Here is a 14482-nt window from a genome sequence, read left to right on the forward strand (position 1 = left end):
CTTATGCCTCCTGCGGGACTTCGGTTGCGTAGATATCGGTCCACAGCTCATCAAGTGCGGGCTCGGGGCTTTCCTTGGCGAATTCGGCGCTGTCGTTCACGACTTTCTTGATGTCCTTGTCGATGGCTTTCAGGTCCTCTTCACTGGCATGTTTGCCGGTCAGCAACAGGTTGCGCACGGCCTCGATCGGGTCGCGTTCGTCGCGCATCTTCTGCACCTCTTCGCGGGTGCGGTATTTCGCGGGGTCCGACATGGAGTGGCCGCGATAGCGGTAGGTCTTGATTTCAAGGATATAGGGGCCCTTGGCGGCGCGGCAGTGCGCGACCGCCTTGTCGCCCGCTTCCTTCACCGCCAACACATCCATGCCATCGACGGCCTCGCCGGGGATGCCGAAGGCCTTGCCGCGTTCCCAGATCTCGGCGGAGGAGGTGGAGCGTTGCTGCGATGTGCCCATGGCGTATTGGTTGTTCTCGATCACGAAGATCACCGGCAGTTTCCACAGGGCCGCCATGTTGAAGGCCTCATAGACCTGGCCCTGGTTGGCGGCACCGTCCCCGAAGTAGGTGAAGGTGACGTGGTCGTTGCCCTTGTATTTGTCGGCAAATGCGATGCCCGCACCCAGCGGCACGTTGGCGCCCACGATGCCATGGCCGCCGTAAAAGCGTTTCTCTTTCGAGAACATGTGCATGGAGCCGCCCTTGCCGCGTGAATAGCCGCCTTCGCGGCCGGTGAGTTCGGCCATCACCCCGTTGGGATCCATGCCGCAGGCCAGCATATGGCCGTGGTCGCGGTAGGTGGTGATGCGGCTGTCGCCTTCCTTGGTGGTGGCCTCAAGGCCGACAACCACGGCTTCCTGTCCGATATAGAGGTGGCAGAAACCACCGATCAGGCCCATGCCGTAAAGCTGGCCTGCTTTTTCCTCGAACCGCCGGATCAGCAGCATGTCCTTGTAATAGGCTTTCAGCTCGTCTGCCGAAACATTGGGTTTCCTGGTGGTTTTTCTGGCGGCCATGGGCATCTCCTCAGTGCGCGCGGGTGGCGGGCTGCGCAATTAGTTTAGCGTTAAACTATTCTGTAGCGGATTCGGTGACAGAAGTGTAGAGCGGTTTTCTGCACGCGTGCAACCGGGCGAAAATCCGTGCGTTTGAGGCTTATCTGATTACAATTTCATCAGGGCGCACCATGCCGAGCACCCGGCGCACCTGTTCGTCGACCAGATCCAGGTCCAGGTAATCGTCCGACATGCGCTTGGTCAGGTTCTCCATACGCGCCACATCCATGCGTACTGTGGACAGCTGGCTGCGCAACTCCTGGCTTTCGGCGAGGATTTCGGCGCGGCGGAACAGGCCGTAATCGCCCTGGACGGCGGCAAAGGTGAAATAGAGGCTGAGCGCGAATGCAATCGCAAAGAACAGCAATGTGCCGAAAGCCGGGCGTGCGGTGCGTGTCATCTGGTCTGCCTCAAATCGTCTCTTGGTGGACGTGACGGGAGTATGACACAGGTGATTCGCCAAGGGAATCCCCTCTGTGTGCGCAGATCAGTTTTTTGACATGAATATACCGGTCATTGCACGGGCAACACCGGGGGCAGGGCGGCGGGATTGGCCGCCGAATGCCTGTTTCAGCTGTTCAGCGCCGCGACGCCGGGCAGTTCCTTGCCTTCCATCCATTCCAGGAAAGCGCCCCCCGCGGTGGAGATATAGGTGAAATCATCGGCCACACCGGCCTGGTTGAGGGCGGCAACGGTGTCACCGCCGCCCGCGACGGAGATCAGCGTGCCGGCGCGGGTCTGGCGCGCGGCGGCCTGTGCGGCGGCAACGGTGGCGGTGTCGAAGGGGGCGATTTCAAAGGCCCCCATCGGGCCGTTCCAGATCAGGGTCTTCAGCCCGGCAAAGGCCGCTTGCAGCACGGCGATGCTTTCCGGGCCCGCATCCAGCACCATCTGGTCCGCTGCCAGTTTTGCATCCGGGCCCAGGGCCATGACCTCATGCGCGGCCCCTTCGGCGAATGCGCGCGCCACCAGCCCGTCGACCGGCAGGATCACCCGGCATCCGGCCTTGTCCGCCTGCGCCAGGATGTCCCTGGCGGTGCCGTAGAAATCCGGCTCTTTCAGCGACGCGCCCATGTCGGCACCAAGGGCCGCAAGAAAGGTGTTGGCCATGCCGCCGCCGATCACCAGCACATCGAGCCGGTTCACGAGGTTCTCCAGCAATTCGATCTTGGTCGAGACCTTGGCCCCGCCCACCACCGCGCCCACCGGGCGTTCCGGGGTGGCAAGGGCGGCTTCCAGCGCGCTCAGCTCGGCCTGCATCAGACGGCCTGCGCAGGCGGGCAGCAGCCGCGCCAGCGCCTCGGTCGAGGCATGGGCGCGGTGCGCGGCGGAAAAGGCATCGTTGCAATAGATGTCCCCCAGCGCGGCGAGGCGGCGGGCGAAGCCTTCGTCATTGGCCTCTTCCCCGGGGTAGAAGCGGATGTTTTCCAGCAGCAGCACATCGGCGTCCGCGTTCAGCCCCTGCTCGGCGGTTTCAAGACTGTCGATCAGGGCGACGGAACGTCCCAGCGCGCCCTCAAGCGCGGGCAGCAGCGGTTTCAGCGACATCTCCGGCACCACCTTGCCCTTGGGGCGGCCGAAATGCGCCAGCAGCAGGGGCTTGCCGCCTGCGGCAAGGATATCCGCGACGGTGGGCACGATCCGTTCGATGCGGGTGGCATCGGTGACGCGGCCATCCTCCACCGGCACATTGATGTCGACGCGCACCAGCACTGTCCTGCCGCCGAGTTCCATGTCGTCCAATGTCTTCCAGCCCATGCCGTGCCTCCGGTTTCAAATATGCTGGCTGTCTTTTGCCATATCAGGCGCGGGGGTCAATGCATCTGCTTGGCAATCGGCACAATCGACCTTAGGTATCGCTCAACCAATTTTGCGAAGGAGACCCGCATGGCCGAGATCAAAGACCCCGAAAATACGATCCTGATGGAGCTGAAAGGTGGCACCGTGACCATCGAACTGCTGCCGGATGTCGCCCCCAAGCACGTCGCGCGGATGAAGGAACTGGCCCGGGCGGGCAAATATGACAACGTCTGTTTTCACCGGGTGATCGACGGGTTCATGGCCCAGACCGGCGATGTGGAACATGGCAACATGGAAGACGGTTTCAACCTGCGGATGGCAGGCACCGGCGGGTCGGATCTGGGCAATGTGCCTGCCGAATTCTCCAAGGTGCCGCATGCACGCGGCTCGCTGGGTGCGGCGCGTTCGGCCAATCCCGACAGTGCCAACAGCCAGTTCTTCATCAACTTCAAGGACAATGATTTCCTGAACGGCCAGTATACCGTTTACGGTCAGGTGGTGTCGGGGATGGAGCATGTGGATGCCATCGCCAAGGGCGAGCCGCCCGCCCAGCCGGACCGCATGATCAGCGTCAAGGTTGCCGCGGATGCGTAAGCTGATCCTCTGTGGCCTGTGCGCCACCTTTGCCGCCGGCCCCGCGCTGGCCACCGGGCTTGAAATCGTGGTCGAGGGCGAGGCCAATGGCACCGTGACCATCGACCTGCTGGAGGACCTCGCACCCCAGCATGTGGAGCGCATCACCACGCTGGCAGAGCAGGGGGCCTATGACGGCGTCGTGTTCCACCGGGTGATTGACGGTTTCATGGCGCAGACCGGCGATGTGGAATTCGGCAAGGAAGGCGGCGACATGTCCCGCGCGGGCATGGGCGGCTCCGATATGCCGGACGTGCCGGCCGAGTTCTCCGACACGCCCTTTGACAAGGGTGTCGTGGGCATGGCCCGGGCGCAGAACCCGGATTCGGCCAACAGCCAGTTCTTCATCATGTTCGACGAGGGGCATTTCCTGAACGGCCAATACACCGTGGTCGGCCGGGTGACCGGCGGCCAGGACGTGGTGGACGCGATCAAACGCGGCACCGGCGGCAATGGCGCTGTCGAGGGCACGCCGGACGTGATGCGCAAGGTCACCGTGACCGAGTGATCTGTGCTGCAGGCAAAGCAAGGGGCGGGCCGTTTGGTCCGCCCTTTTGCGTTTGGGGAGGTGGTGTGGGAAGGGAGGTTCTGAGATCAACGTGTCGTGGGGCGCAAGCCGGGTATCGCCCGACCTGGAGGGCGTTCCGAACTTAAGTGTGGCAGGGAACATCTCGGCCCGCAGGCCGGTCATGGTTTGGCGGAGGCTGCAAAATCGCCCTCCGGGGGGAGGTCGGGCGATGCCCGGCTTGCGCCGGGCGGGGTGAGCGATACCGACTTGTGTCGGTGGCACTTTATTTCTCAACCATGATGAGTCCTATCGGGAGAACACCCAGCCTCACCAAATCGCCTACCCGTCATGCCAAAGGCATGCAGACGATCAACGGCGCACCTTTGGTGCGACCGGCGGACAGGCGATGGCCCGGCGCCTTCGGCTTGTTCCGGGCTTTGGTGGTGGTTGGCAGCAAAGTCCGCGCTGTTGCCAACCAGTCACCCGTCGGCGACGGTCGAGGCCGGGCCAATAGAGCCTAGGCGTCCCGAAACCTGAGGGCCGCGCCCGCCCAGAGGGCGGGTCGGGCGATGCCCGGCTTGCGCCGGGCGGGGTGGGCGCGGCCCGGAAGCGGGGCGTCCGGGCGTTGTGGTTAACCGGGGTTTCGGCCCGTACAGCCAATCCCACATCACCCCCCAAACAAAAAAAGGCGCCGCAGCCTGCGACGCCCTTTGAAACCGGGATGCCGATGCCTCAGGAGGCGGGGTTCGGCTTCTGGGTCGGTGCGTTCTTGGCACCGGGGTTCAGAGGGTCGTCCTGACGCTGGACGGAGCCTTCGAAATGCGCGCCGGATTCAATCGCGATGGTCTTGTGGATGATGTCGCCTTCGACCCGTGCGGTCGAGGTCAGGCGGACCTTGAGGCCGCGCACGCGGCCCACGATACGGCCGTTGATCACCACATCATCGGCAACCACTTCACCCTTGATGGTCGCGGTTTCGCCGATGGTCAGCAGATGCGCGCGGATGTCGCCCTCCACGGTGCCTTCGACGTTGATATCGCCCGTGGTCTTCATGTTGCCGGTCACATGCAGATCGGAAGACAGGACCGAGGCCGGGGGTTTCGCCTTGGGCGCCGATGCCTTGAACTCGTTGGGCTTGGGCTGGGCAGGCGTGGACTGCGCCGGGGCCTGCGGTGTCGCCTGGCGCTGGCTTTCGGCATCCTTGTTCGGGGCGGGATCGTTGATTTTGCTCTTAGAAAACATCGTTTGCAGCCTTGATATAGATCATGGGGTTAACAGCTTTGCCGCCGACTCGGACTTCATAGTGCAGATGAACGCCGGTGACACGTCCGGATGCTCCCATATCACCAATGTGCTGCCCGCGCGAGACCCTTTGTCCGACCTTCACGCGAATGCGCGACTGATGGGCATAGCGGGTCTCGATCCCGAACTCATGCTGGATCTTGACCAGACGGCCATAGCCGGACTGCCAGCCCGCATGGGTGACCACGCCATCCGCGGTGGCATAAAGCGGCGTGCCGATCCCGGCGGCGAAATCGACGCCGGAATGCATCCGCCGGCCGCCGGTCTTGGGATCGCGGCGATAGCCGAACTGGCTGGTGAAGCGAAAAGCGGATTTGACCGGTTTGGCAAAGGGCGCTTTCTGCGCCGCGATCCGGTAGAGGTTCAGCCGGTCCATCTGGTTCAGCAGACGGTTGGCGCGCAGCGTGTCGGGGGAGGGCTCCTCGCCCCGGGTGGTAAAGGAGAGCGGCGTCATCGGGCCACCCTGGCCGGAATAGCCGCGCTTGACGGTGGCCAGGATGCTGTCGGTGGACATGCCCGCATTGCGGAACATCTTGTCCAGCGGGGCGACGGAAACGGTCATCGCCTCTTCGAGCTGGCGGAAAATCGCGTCGTTCTGGTCTTTCATCAGGGCGATCTGCTGGGCCATTTCGTCGGCCTGCAACAGCGCGTCCTGTGCATCGACGATCACCTGATCACGTTCCTTGGCGGTCTCGGCCAGTGCTTCGGCCAGAAATTCGATGGGGGCGCTGGAGGCGGCGGCCTGCACGACGCCGGTGCCGCCTTCGGCCAGCGACCCCTCAAGCGCGGCAAGCTGGGCGCGGGCGTCCTGACGCTCTTTCATGGTGTCGCGCAGGGTGGACTGGATCACGTCGATTCCGGTTTCCAGCTCGCGGCGGCGGGTTTCGGATTCCAGCAGTTCGGACTGCATCGTGGAAATCTGCTTGAGTGCTGCGTTGAACCGGTTCTGGGCGGCCAGCGCCTCTTCGGCGCGGCCATCGCGCTGTGCGGAAAGATCGTTCAGACGGGCCTGGTAGGTGCGCTGATCCCGCTTGGCCTGTTCGCGGAAGTTGCCCGACCCGATGCTGTCCATCAGCAGGATGGCGGTGGCGACGATGGCCCAGGCAACGACGGCGGCACAGCCGGCAAAGGCGATGATCTGGGTGCCGGGACGCAGGCGGATAAAGCGCGTGTCACTGTCGGATTTGAGAAACACGCGACGTTCGGGAAAGTACTTCTCCAGCGTCGCATGGACCTTGATGGCAAGCGTAGAGCGCAATGTATATTCCTTTTTCCGTCCCAAAACGGGCGCGGTAATCCCCATACGCGCCCGAATTCAGATTTTCTTAGCTACACTGTGACCTTGGGGCAACCCTGTTGACCTGTCAGGGGGCGGCATTTCACCGGAATGCGGCATATTGGCAAAAATCCGCCGATACCAAGAGCTTGACGATTTGTGTTGAAGTTGAGCGTCTCAGCCCGAGGCGGTCAGCGGCCAGTAGAAGTCCGGCGGAATGCCCGCTTCGGCGCGTTTTTCCTCGTTGAACGGGGGTTTCAGATCGCCGTGGAAGTAGGTCCGCACAAGGCTGTGAAACCGTTCCTTGGGGTCTTCGTCGAAGCGCCCGCAGAGAAAGTGAAACCACTTGGACCCATAGGCGACATGGGCCACTTCCTCGGCATAGATCGTCTCAAGCGCGGCCACGGCGCTGTCGGCCCTGGCCTGTTTGAAGATCTTGATCATGCCGGGGGTCACGTCCAGGCCGCGGGCCTCAAGCACCATGGGCACAACCGCCAGCCGGCCCATCAGGTCATCCACCGTATCCTCTGCCGCGCGCCACATGCCCGCATGGGCGGGCAGCGCGCCGTAATGGCTGCCCATTTCTTCAAGGCAATCGCACATCAGGTTGAAATGTTTGGATTCCTCATCCGCCGCCTTGACCCAGTCGTCGTAGAACCCCATCGGCAGGCGGGTGTCGGTGAACCGCGCGATGATGTCCCAGTGCAGATCTACCGCGTTCAATTCGATATGGGCGACAGCATGCAGCAGGGCGATGCGCCCCTCGGGCGTGCCGGGGCGGCGGCGCGGCACGTCGCGCGGGCTGAGCAATTCGGGCGCGGCGGGGCGGGCAGGGTGCAGCGGCGGGTCGGCATGGCCGATTTCAGGCGTCTCGCCCGCCGCGCGGGCGGCCTGCCACGCCGCCGCATGGCGGCGCGACAGGGCGGTCTTTTCGCGGCCATCGGCACAGCGCAGCACCGCCTCGGCCATCTGGGCAAGGGCAATCACAGGGCGCGCGCCGCCTCCAGCACCGCCTCCACATGGCCGGGCACTTTGACCTTGCGCCAGACCTGCGCGATCCTGCCGTCGGCGCCGATCAGATAGGTCGCGCGTTCGATGCCCATGGATTTCTTGCCGTACATGTTTTTCTCGACCCAGACGCCATAGGCCTCGGTCACGTCGCCCTGTTCATCCGACAGCAGCGGCACGGTCAGCGCATGTTTGGCCACGAATTTATCGTGCTTGGCCATGGTATCGCGGGAAATGCCGAAGACCTTTGCGCCTGCCGCCTCGAAGTCCGACAGGTTTGCCGAGAAGCCGATGCTTTCCGTGGTGCAGCCCGGTGTGTCGTCGCGCGGGTAGAAGAACAGCACGACCGGTTTGCCGCGCAGGTCAGAGAGGGTCACCTCGCCGCCGCCGGTCACAGGAAGGGTAAAGTCTGGTGCTTGTTCGGAAATCTCGGGCATTGATCACGTCTCTTTCACTTGGATGCAGGATGTCGGGCTGTCATACTATGCCAATTCAGGCGCGTGCCAAGAGGGCCGGCCGATTTGGGACACAGATGAGCAAACCCGACACGCCCCGCCCCAGACGCAAGCCGCATCAGCATGTGGCGCGTTTCGGCCTGTGGTCGATCCTGCTGCTGAGCCTTGCCGCCGGGGCGCTGGTGGGGGCGCTGTGGCTGTCGATGGGCCAGCCCCTGCGCGCGCCCGGCTGGCTGCAGGAGCGGATCGAGGCGCGGATCGCGCGTGAGCTGCCCCAGGTCCGGGTCTCTCTGGGCGAGGCGGAGCTGGTGGTGGAGGAAGGCTGGCATCCGCGCGTGCGCCTGCGCAATGTCGCCATCAGCACGCCCGAAGGGGCCGAGATCCTCAGCCTGACGGAGTTCAAGACCGGCTTTGCCCTGCGCCCGCTGCTGGACGGGATCGTGCAGCCGCAATCCATATCGCTCTCGGGGGTGGTGGTGACCCTGCGCCGGGATGCGGCGGGCCGGGTGGCGCTGAGCGCAGGCGTGGGGCCGGGCAGCTTCAGCCGCGAGGCCGCGACCCTGCCGCAGCTGATCGCCCAGCTTGACGGTGTCTTGCAGCGGCCGGCCTTGCAGGCGCTGACCGAGGCGGAGCTGCGCGCCGTGACCCTGCAGTTCGACGACCTGCGCGCGGGCCGCAGCTGGACCGTCGATGGCGGGCGGCTGCTGTTATCGCGCGAGGCCGGGGTGCTGGCGCTGTCGGCGGATCTGGCGCTGCTCAGCGGCGGGGCCGGGGTGGCGACCCTGTCGGCCAATTATGCCAGCCGCATCGGTGCCAGTGCCGCCGAATTCGGTGTCAGTTTCGAAGGCGTCGCAGCCGAGGATATTGCAACCCAGGGCCCTGCCTTTGCCTGGCTGGGGGTGCTGCGCGCACCGATTTCAGGCGCGGTGCGCAGCGGGCTGAACGATGCGGGGCAGTTCATGCCGCTGAACGCCACCCTGCAGATCGGCGCGGGCGTGGTGCAGCCCAATGCGCGGACCCGGCCGATCCCCTTTGAGGGCGCGCGCAGCTATTTCAGCTATGATCCCGCCGAGGCGCTGCTGCGCTTTGCCGATGTGCGTCTGCGCAGCAAATGGATCAGCGCGGAAAGTTCCGGCACCGCAACCCTGGGTCTGACGCCGGAGGGCCAACTGAGCGATCTGGTCGGGCAGTTCACCATCCGCGACCTGCGCGCCAATCCGGCTGATATCTATCCCGCGCCTGTCGGGCTGGCCGAAACCGACCTCGATTTCCAGATGCGGTTGAACCCGTTCCGCCTGCAATTGGGGCGGGTGCAGATCAGCGATCAGGGCAAGACGCTGCTGCTGGATGGCAAGCTCTCGGCGCGGCCCGACGGCTGGCGGGTGGCGCTGGACGGGCAGATGGACGGGCTGACACCTGAGCGGCTGCTGCAGCTTTGGCCCGAGGGGCTGAAGCCCAAGACCAGGACATGGCTGGTGGAGAATGTCCGCAAGGGGGAGGTCAGCAACCTTGACCTGGCGCTGCGGGTGGCACCGGGCAAGGCACCGCAGACCTATGTGGGCTTCGATTATGCCGGGGCCGATGTGCAGTTTCTGAAAACCATGCCGCCGGTGACCGGGGGCAAGGGGCATTTCAGCCTGATGGACAACCGGCTGGTGGTGGCTGTGGATGAAGGGGTGGTCACGGCGGATGAAGGCGGCGATGTGCGTCTCGGGGCTTCTTCCTTCATCATTCCCGATGTGCGCGTGCGTGATGGTGCCCCGGCGGTTGTCCGGCTGGAGGCGGAAGCGAGCGTGACCGCGGCGCTGTCCCTGCTGAACCGGGCGCCGCTGAACGTGATGGACAAGGCCAATCTGCCGGTCGATCTGGCAGGCGGGCGCGCCGCGCTGAGCGGTCAGATCGCCCTGCCGCTCAAGAAAGGCAGCAAGGACAAGGTGGTCTTCGACGTGTCGGGCAAACTGCGCGATGTCAGCAGCAGCGTTCTGGTCAAAGGTCGCGCGCTGTCGGCCCCCGAAATCGACGTGGTGGTGGACAATGACCGGGTGATCCTGACCGGTGCGGGAGAACTGGATGGCGCAGGCTTTGACGGCAGTTTCGTGCTGCCCATAGGGGCGGGGCCGGCAACGGAAGAAGCGCCACGGACAGCCGGTTTGCGCGCGGAGGTCAGCCTGGATCAGGCGGCGCTGGACGCCTTCGGGATCGCCCTGCCGCCCGGGACTGTCGCGGGGCAGACAAAGGCGCAACTGGAGGTGGACCTGCCGAAGGGCCGCGCGCCGGAGTTCGATCTGCAATCCGATCTGCGGGGGCTGCGCCTGTCGGTGCCGCAGCTGAACTGGGCCAAACCCCCGGCCAGCGCCGGAAAGCTGCGCGTGACCGGGCAGCTGGGTGCCACGCCGCGCGTGGACCGTCTGGCGATTTCCGGCCCCGGCCTGAGTGCCGAGGGCGCGGTGCGGTTGCGCGAAGGCGGGGCGCTGGACCGGCTGAGTTTTGACAGGCTGCGCGCGGGGGAATGGCTGGATGCGGCGGTGGATATCGTCGGGCAGGGCGCGGGCAAGCCGGTGCAGGTGGTGCTGCGCGGCGGTGTGCTGGACATGCGGCAGGCCGATCTGGGCAGTGGCGGTGGCGGCGGCGCACAGGCCAGCGGCCCGCCGGGCCCGCCGATGCAGGTCCGGCTGGACCGGTTGCAGATCACCGATACCATCGCCCTGACCGACCTGCGCGGCAATTTCGGCACGGCGGGGGGGCTGGACGGTTCCTTCCAGGCCCGGCTGAACGGCGGCACCCCGGTCGAGGGGCGGATCGTGCCGCAGAACGGACGTTCCGCCGTGCGGCTGATATCGGCGGATGCGGGCGGGGTGCTGCGCGCCGCCGGATTGCTGCGGCAGGTGGTGGGCGGGCAATTGTCGCTGACGCTGCTGCCGGTGGGGACCGGCGGGGCCTTTGACGGCACCCTTGAAGTCACGGATGTGCGGGTCAAGGATGCGCCGGGCATCGCGGCGCTGCTGAACTCGATCTCCGTGGTGGGGCTGATCAACGAGCTGAACGGGGACGGCATCTATTTCGATCAGGTCGAGGGCAGGTTCCGCCTGACGCCAAAGCGGCTGACCCTGACCGAAGCCAGCGCCGTCGGCGCCTCGATGGGCCTGTCGATGGACGGGATCTATGCGCTCGATTCCGGCGTGATCGACATGCAAGGGGTGATCACCCCGGTCTATCTGCTCAACGGCATCGGGTCGGTGCTGACCCGCAAGGGCGAGGGGCTGATCGGGTTCAACTATACGCTCAAGGGCCCGGCCAGACAACCCAGTGTCGGGGTCAACCCGCTGTCGGCGCTGACGCCCGGCATGTTCCGCGAGATCTTTCGCAGGCCGCCGCCCAGGGTGCCGCAGGCTCCGGGGGTGCCGCAGCCACCGCAAAAACCCGTTGTCCGGCGCACGCCGGGGCGATAGACGGCCCGGAAAAAGGCGCACCATGAAACTGTCCGATTTCGATTTCGACCTGCCCGAGGCATTGATCGCGACCCGGCCCGCCGTGCCGCGGTCTTCGGCGCGTCTGCTGGTGGCCGATGGGGCTGCGCTGCACGATTGCCGGGTGACCGACCTGACCAACTGGCTGCGCCCCGGCGACCGGCTGGTGCTGAACGATACCCGGGTGATCCCGGCGCGGCTGTCCGGGGTCCGGCTGCGCCAATCGGCGCAGGGCCAGGTCACCGCCCGGATCGAGGCCACCCTGCTGGAGCCGCGCGCCGATGGCACATGGGCCGCGCTGATCAAGCCGCTGCGCAAGCTCAAGGTGGGCGAGCGGGTGGATTTCAGCCCGGAGCTTCATGCAACGCTGGAAGCGGTGGCCGAGGGGCAGGGCCATCTGCGCTTCAACTGCAAGGGCGCGGATTTCGACGCGGCGCTGAACGCGGCGGGGGCGATGCCGTTGCCGCCCTATATCGCGGCGAAACGCCCGGCAGATGCCCGCGACCGGACGGATTACCAGACCATCTGGGCGCGCCATGCGGGGGCGGTCGCGGCCCCCACGGCATCGCTGCATTTCGACGCGCCGCTGCTGGAGGCCCTGGCGGAAAGGGGCGTCTGCTTTTCCCATGTGACGCTGCATGTGGGTGCGGGCACCTTCCTGCCGGTCAAGGTGGATGACATCACCCGGCACAAGATGCATGCCGAATGGGGACAGGTCAGCGCCGAGGCCGCATCGGAGATTGCCGCAACAAAGGCGGCAGGTGGCCGGGTGATCCCGGTGGGGACAACCGCCCTGCGGCTGATCGAGACCGCGGCGCGGGAGGGGGAGATCAGGCCCTGGGAGGGCGACACCGACATCTTCATCACGCCGGGTTTTCGCTTTCACGTCACGGATGCGCTGATGACGAATTTCCATTTGCCGAAATCCACCCTGATGATGCTGGTCTCCGCGCTGATGGGGCCGCAGGCGATCCGTGACATCTATGACCATGCAATCGCGCAAGAATACCGGTTCTTCTCCTACGGGGATTCCAGCCTGCTCATTCCGGGTCAAAAGTGACACAAGTGCCAGGTGCCAGGCAAAACCGGCTTTTGCGTCACATCGCTGACCCGGAGTGCGGCGCTGCGTCCGAAGGACGGGGCAGGGGCCGGGCGCCTTCGGCATGTTCCGGGCCTGGGTGCCAGTGATCGAACGGCAGTTTCGTCCGCTTATCTGACCTTCACGCGCGTTGCAGCGAAGGTCCGGAAAGAGTCCGGAGTGACTTAACCACACAGGGCAGCGCCTGACCGCGGGTGGGCAGCGGAACGTCCGTGGGTGCCACTTTATTTCTAATCTTTGGCGTGGGGATGATGAACCGCAATACGGTGAGAAAGCGCCCGCCCATGGGGCGGTCGGGCGCTGCCCGGCGGTGCTGCGCACCTTGACTCCGGGCTTTGGCGGACGGCCGCTTTGTTCGCTCACCTGACCTTGCCCCATACCACGCCCAAGGTCTGGTCCGGGTCGGAAATGCCTGGCACGGCCCAGTGACAAGATTCAGCAAATGCGCCGCCAGGAGTCGGAGTTGCGCGACAATCGACAACAAGGGCGGTTCCGGCCCGACATGTGACACGATTCGCAAAAAATCGCCTGAATGTCGTATAACCGGGTGACGCCGCTGCCCAAGAGGTTCAGGGAGGGGCCAAACGGCAGATTGGATTCGCAGCGATGATACAGGTTCTTTCCAGCGCATGGGCGCTTTTGCTGGGCATGTGCCTGTTGATGGTCGGCAACGGGATGCAGGGCACGCTGCTGGGTATCCGTGGCGCGCTTGAAGGTTTTTCCACCTTCGAGATGTCCATTGTCATGTCGGCCTATTTCGTGGGCTTTCTGGGCGGGTCGCGGCTGGCGCCGCATATGATCCGCAGGGTCGGGCATGTGCGGGTCTTTGCGGCACTTGCCTCGCTGATCTCGGCGGTGATGATTCTCTATCCGACCTTTCCGGCGGTCCCGCTCTGGGCAATCGGGCGCGTGCTGATCGGGTTCTGCTTTTCCGCGGTCTATGTGACGGCGGAAAGCTGGCTCAACAATGCCGCCGACAATTCCAACCGGGGGCAGGCGCTGTCGCTTTACATGATCGTGCAGACGCTGGGCATCGTCGTGGCGCAGGCGCTGCTGCTGGCGGCGGACCCTTCGGGCTATGTGCTCTTCGTGATCCCCTCGGTGCTGGTCAGCGTGGCGGTGACTCCGATTCTGCTGACGATCAGCCCGACACCGGCCTTTGACACAACCAAACCCATGAGCCTGCGGGAACTGGCACGGTTCTCGCCGCTGGGCTGCATTGGCATGTTCCTGCTGGGCGGCGTCTTCTCGGCGCAGTTCGGCATGGCCCCGGTCTATGGCGCGGAGGCGGGGCTGAGCGTGGCGCAGATCTCGACCTTCGTGGCCACCTTCTTTGTCGGTTCTGTGGTGCTGCAATATCCCATCGGCTGGGTCTCGGACCGGATGGACCGGCGCACATTGATCGTCATCACCTCTGCCATCGGGGCGGCAGGCTCGATCATGGGGATGATGCTGGGCGATGTGTTCTGGCTGCTGCTGATCTCCGCCTTCATCGTGGGCGGCATGTCGAACCCGCTCTATTCCCTGCTGATCGCCCATACCAACGATTTCCTCGAACATGAGGACATGGCCGCAGCTTCGGGCGGGATGATCTTTATCAACGGGCTTGGGGCCATCCTGGGGCCGATCATCACCGGCTGGATGATGGGCACCTCGCTGGGGCCGGGCGGGTTTTATCTGTTCACGGCGGTCCTCTTCGTGATCCTGGCGGTCTATGCCACCTACCGCGCCACCCGCCGTCCCGCCGTGCCGGTGGACGAGACCGGAAACTATGTCGCGCTATACCCCACAGCCACAGCTGTCGCCGTCGAATATGCGCAGGAATATGCCATCGAAAGCGAGCAGGATGACGAAAACAACAGTTGAACGCGGCAAACATGTCG

12 protein-coding genes are annotated in these 14482 nt (G+C 64.8%); 5 read left to right on the plus strand and 7 right to left on the minus strand.

From position 1 onward, the window contains the following. Window position 1: 1 nt before the first annotated feature. From pdhA to ACWNZ3_RS08085, 3 genes are all read right to left on the minus strand, one after another. Window positions 2–1012 carry a pyruvate dehydrogenase (acetyl-transferring) E1 component subunit alpha gene (gene pdhA, locus ACWNZ3_RS08075; protein WP_269364312.1) on the minus strand — a complete coding sequence of 337 codons (1011 nt, stop codon included), beginning with the start codon at window positions 1010–1012 and terminating at the stop codon, window positions 2–4. A 139-nt stretch (window positions 1013–1151) separates the two neighbouring features. Then, the gene (locus tag ACWNZ3_RS08080; protein WP_114273264.1) at window positions 1152–1451 is read right to left on the minus strand and encodes an FtsB family cell division protein; all 300 of its coding nucleotides are present in this window, start codon (window positions 1449–1451) and stop codon (window positions 1152–1154) included. A 170-nt stretch (window positions 1452–1621) separates the two neighbouring features. Continuing rightward, complete coding sequence (locus ACWNZ3_RS08085; RefSeq protein WP_496901774.1) at window positions 1622–2809, minus strand: phosphoglycerate kinase; 1188 nt, start codon at window positions 2807–2809, stop codon at window positions 1622–1624. Window positions 2810–2938: 129 nt separating this feature from the next. Between ACWNZ3_RS08085 and ACWNZ3_RS08090 the strand changes: the two genes are divergently transcribed. Continuing rightward, entirely contained in the window at window positions 2939–3445 is a 507-nt protein-coding gene (locus tag ACWNZ3_RS08090; protein ID WP_114273261.1) for a peptidylprolyl isomerase, read from the plus strand. Next, window positions 3438–3992, plus strand: a complete 555-nt coding sequence (locus tag ACWNZ3_RS08095) for a peptidylprolyl isomerase (protein WP_496901775.1) — start codon at window positions 3438–3440, stop codon at window positions 3990–3992. The genes ACWNZ3_RS08090 and ACWNZ3_RS08095 overlap by 8 nt, the downstream gene beginning before the upstream one ends. 732 nt (window positions 3993–4724) lie before the next feature. Here ACWNZ3_RS08095 and ACWNZ3_RS08100 read toward each other — a convergent pair. From ACWNZ3_RS08100 to ACWNZ3_RS08115, 4 genes are all read right to left on the minus strand, one after another. Beyond that, window positions 4725–5234, minus strand: a complete 510-nt coding sequence (locus tag ACWNZ3_RS08100; RefSeq protein WP_114273259.1) for a bactofilin family protein — start codon at window positions 5232–5234, stop codon at window positions 4725–4727. After that, window positions 5224–6552, minus strand: a complete 1329-nt coding sequence (locus tag ACWNZ3_RS08105; protein WP_269364303.1) for a M23 family metallopeptidase — start codon at window positions 6550–6552, stop codon at window positions 5224–5226. Before ACWNZ3_RS08105 ends, ACWNZ3_RS08100 begins: the two co-directional genes overlap by 11 nt. 195 nt (window positions 6553–6747) lie before the next feature. Further along, complete coding sequence (locus ACWNZ3_RS08110) at window positions 6748–7557, minus strand: ferritin-like domain-containing protein (RefSeq protein ID WP_496901776.1); 810 nt, start codon at window positions 7555–7557, stop codon at window positions 6748–6750. After that, window positions 7554–8015 (minus strand): peroxiredoxin, encoded by a 462-nt coding sequence (locus ACWNZ3_RS08115; protein WP_269364301.1) that lies wholly within the window; start codon window positions 8013–8015, stop codon window positions 7554–7556. The genes ACWNZ3_RS08110 and ACWNZ3_RS08115 overlap by 4 nt, the downstream gene beginning before the upstream one ends. Window positions 8016–8110: 95 nt before the next feature. Here ACWNZ3_RS08115 and ACWNZ3_RS08120 point away from each other — a divergent pair, with 95 nt between their 5' ends. From ACWNZ3_RS08120 to ACWNZ3_RS08130, 3 genes are all read left to right on the plus strand, one after another. Beyond that, entirely contained in the window at window positions 8111–11482 is a 3372-nt protein-coding gene (locus ACWNZ3_RS08120) for a YhdP family protein (protein ID WP_496901777.1), read from the plus strand. Between the two features lie 22 nt (window positions 11483–11504). Beyond that, window positions 11505–12560 (plus strand): tRNA preQ1(34) S-adenosylmethionine ribosyltransferase-isomerase QueA, encoded by a 1056-nt coding sequence (queA, locus tag ACWNZ3_RS08125; RefSeq protein WP_496901778.1) that lies wholly within the window; start codon window positions 11505–11507, stop codon window positions 12558–12560. Window positions 12561–13205: 645 nt separating this feature from the next. Further along, window positions 13206–14465, plus strand: a complete 1260-nt coding sequence (locus ACWNZ3_RS08130) for an MFS transporter (RefSeq protein WP_496901779.1) — start codon at window positions 13206–13208, stop codon at window positions 14463–14465. The last annotated feature ends 17 nt before the right edge of the window (window positions 14466–14482 follow it).

This window comes from Sulfitobacter sp. IGS-18, from assembly GCF_059628195.1.

Excerpts from the sequence above, each read along its gene's own strand:
- pdhA (WP_269364312.1), bottom strand. The coding sequence starts at position 1,012 with ATGGCCGCCAGAAAAACCACCAGGAAACCCAATGTTTCGGCAGACGAG.
- ACWNZ3_RS08080 (WP_114273264.1), bottom strand. The coding sequence starts at position 1,451 with ATGACACGCACCGCACGCCCGGCTTTCGGCACATTGCTGTTCTTTGCG.
- ACWNZ3_RS08085 (WP_496901774.1), bottom strand. The coding sequence starts at position 2,809 with ATGGGCTGGAAGACATTGGACGACATGGAACTCGGCGGCAGGACAGTG.
- ACWNZ3_RS08090 (WP_114273261.1), top strand. The coding sequence starts at position 2,939 with ATGGCCGAGATCAAAGACCCCGAAAATACGATCCTGATGGAGCTGAAA.
- ACWNZ3_RS08095 (WP_496901775.1), top strand. The coding sequence starts at position 3,438 with ATGCGTAAGCTGATCCTCTGTGGCCTGTGCGCCACCTTTGCCGCCGGC.
- ACWNZ3_RS08100 (WP_114273259.1), bottom strand. The coding sequence starts at position 5,234 with ATGTTTTCTAAGAGCAAAATCAACGATCCCGCCCCGAACAAGGATGCC.
- ACWNZ3_RS08115 (WP_269364301.1), bottom strand. The coding sequence starts at position 8,015 with ATGCCCGAGATTTCCGAACAAGCACCAGACTTTACCCTTCCTGTGACC.
- ACWNZ3_RS08120 (WP_496901777.1), top strand. The coding sequence starts at position 8,111 with ATGAGCAAACCCGACACGCCCCGCCCCAGACGCAAGCCGCATCAGCAT.
- queA (WP_496901778.1), top strand. The coding sequence starts at position 11,505 with ATGAAACTGTCCGATTTCGATTTCGACCTGCCCGAGGCATTGATCGCG.
- ACWNZ3_RS08130 (WP_496901779.1), top strand. The coding sequence starts at position 13,206 with ATGATACAGGTTCTTTCCAGCGCATGGGCGCTTTTGCTGGGCATGTGC.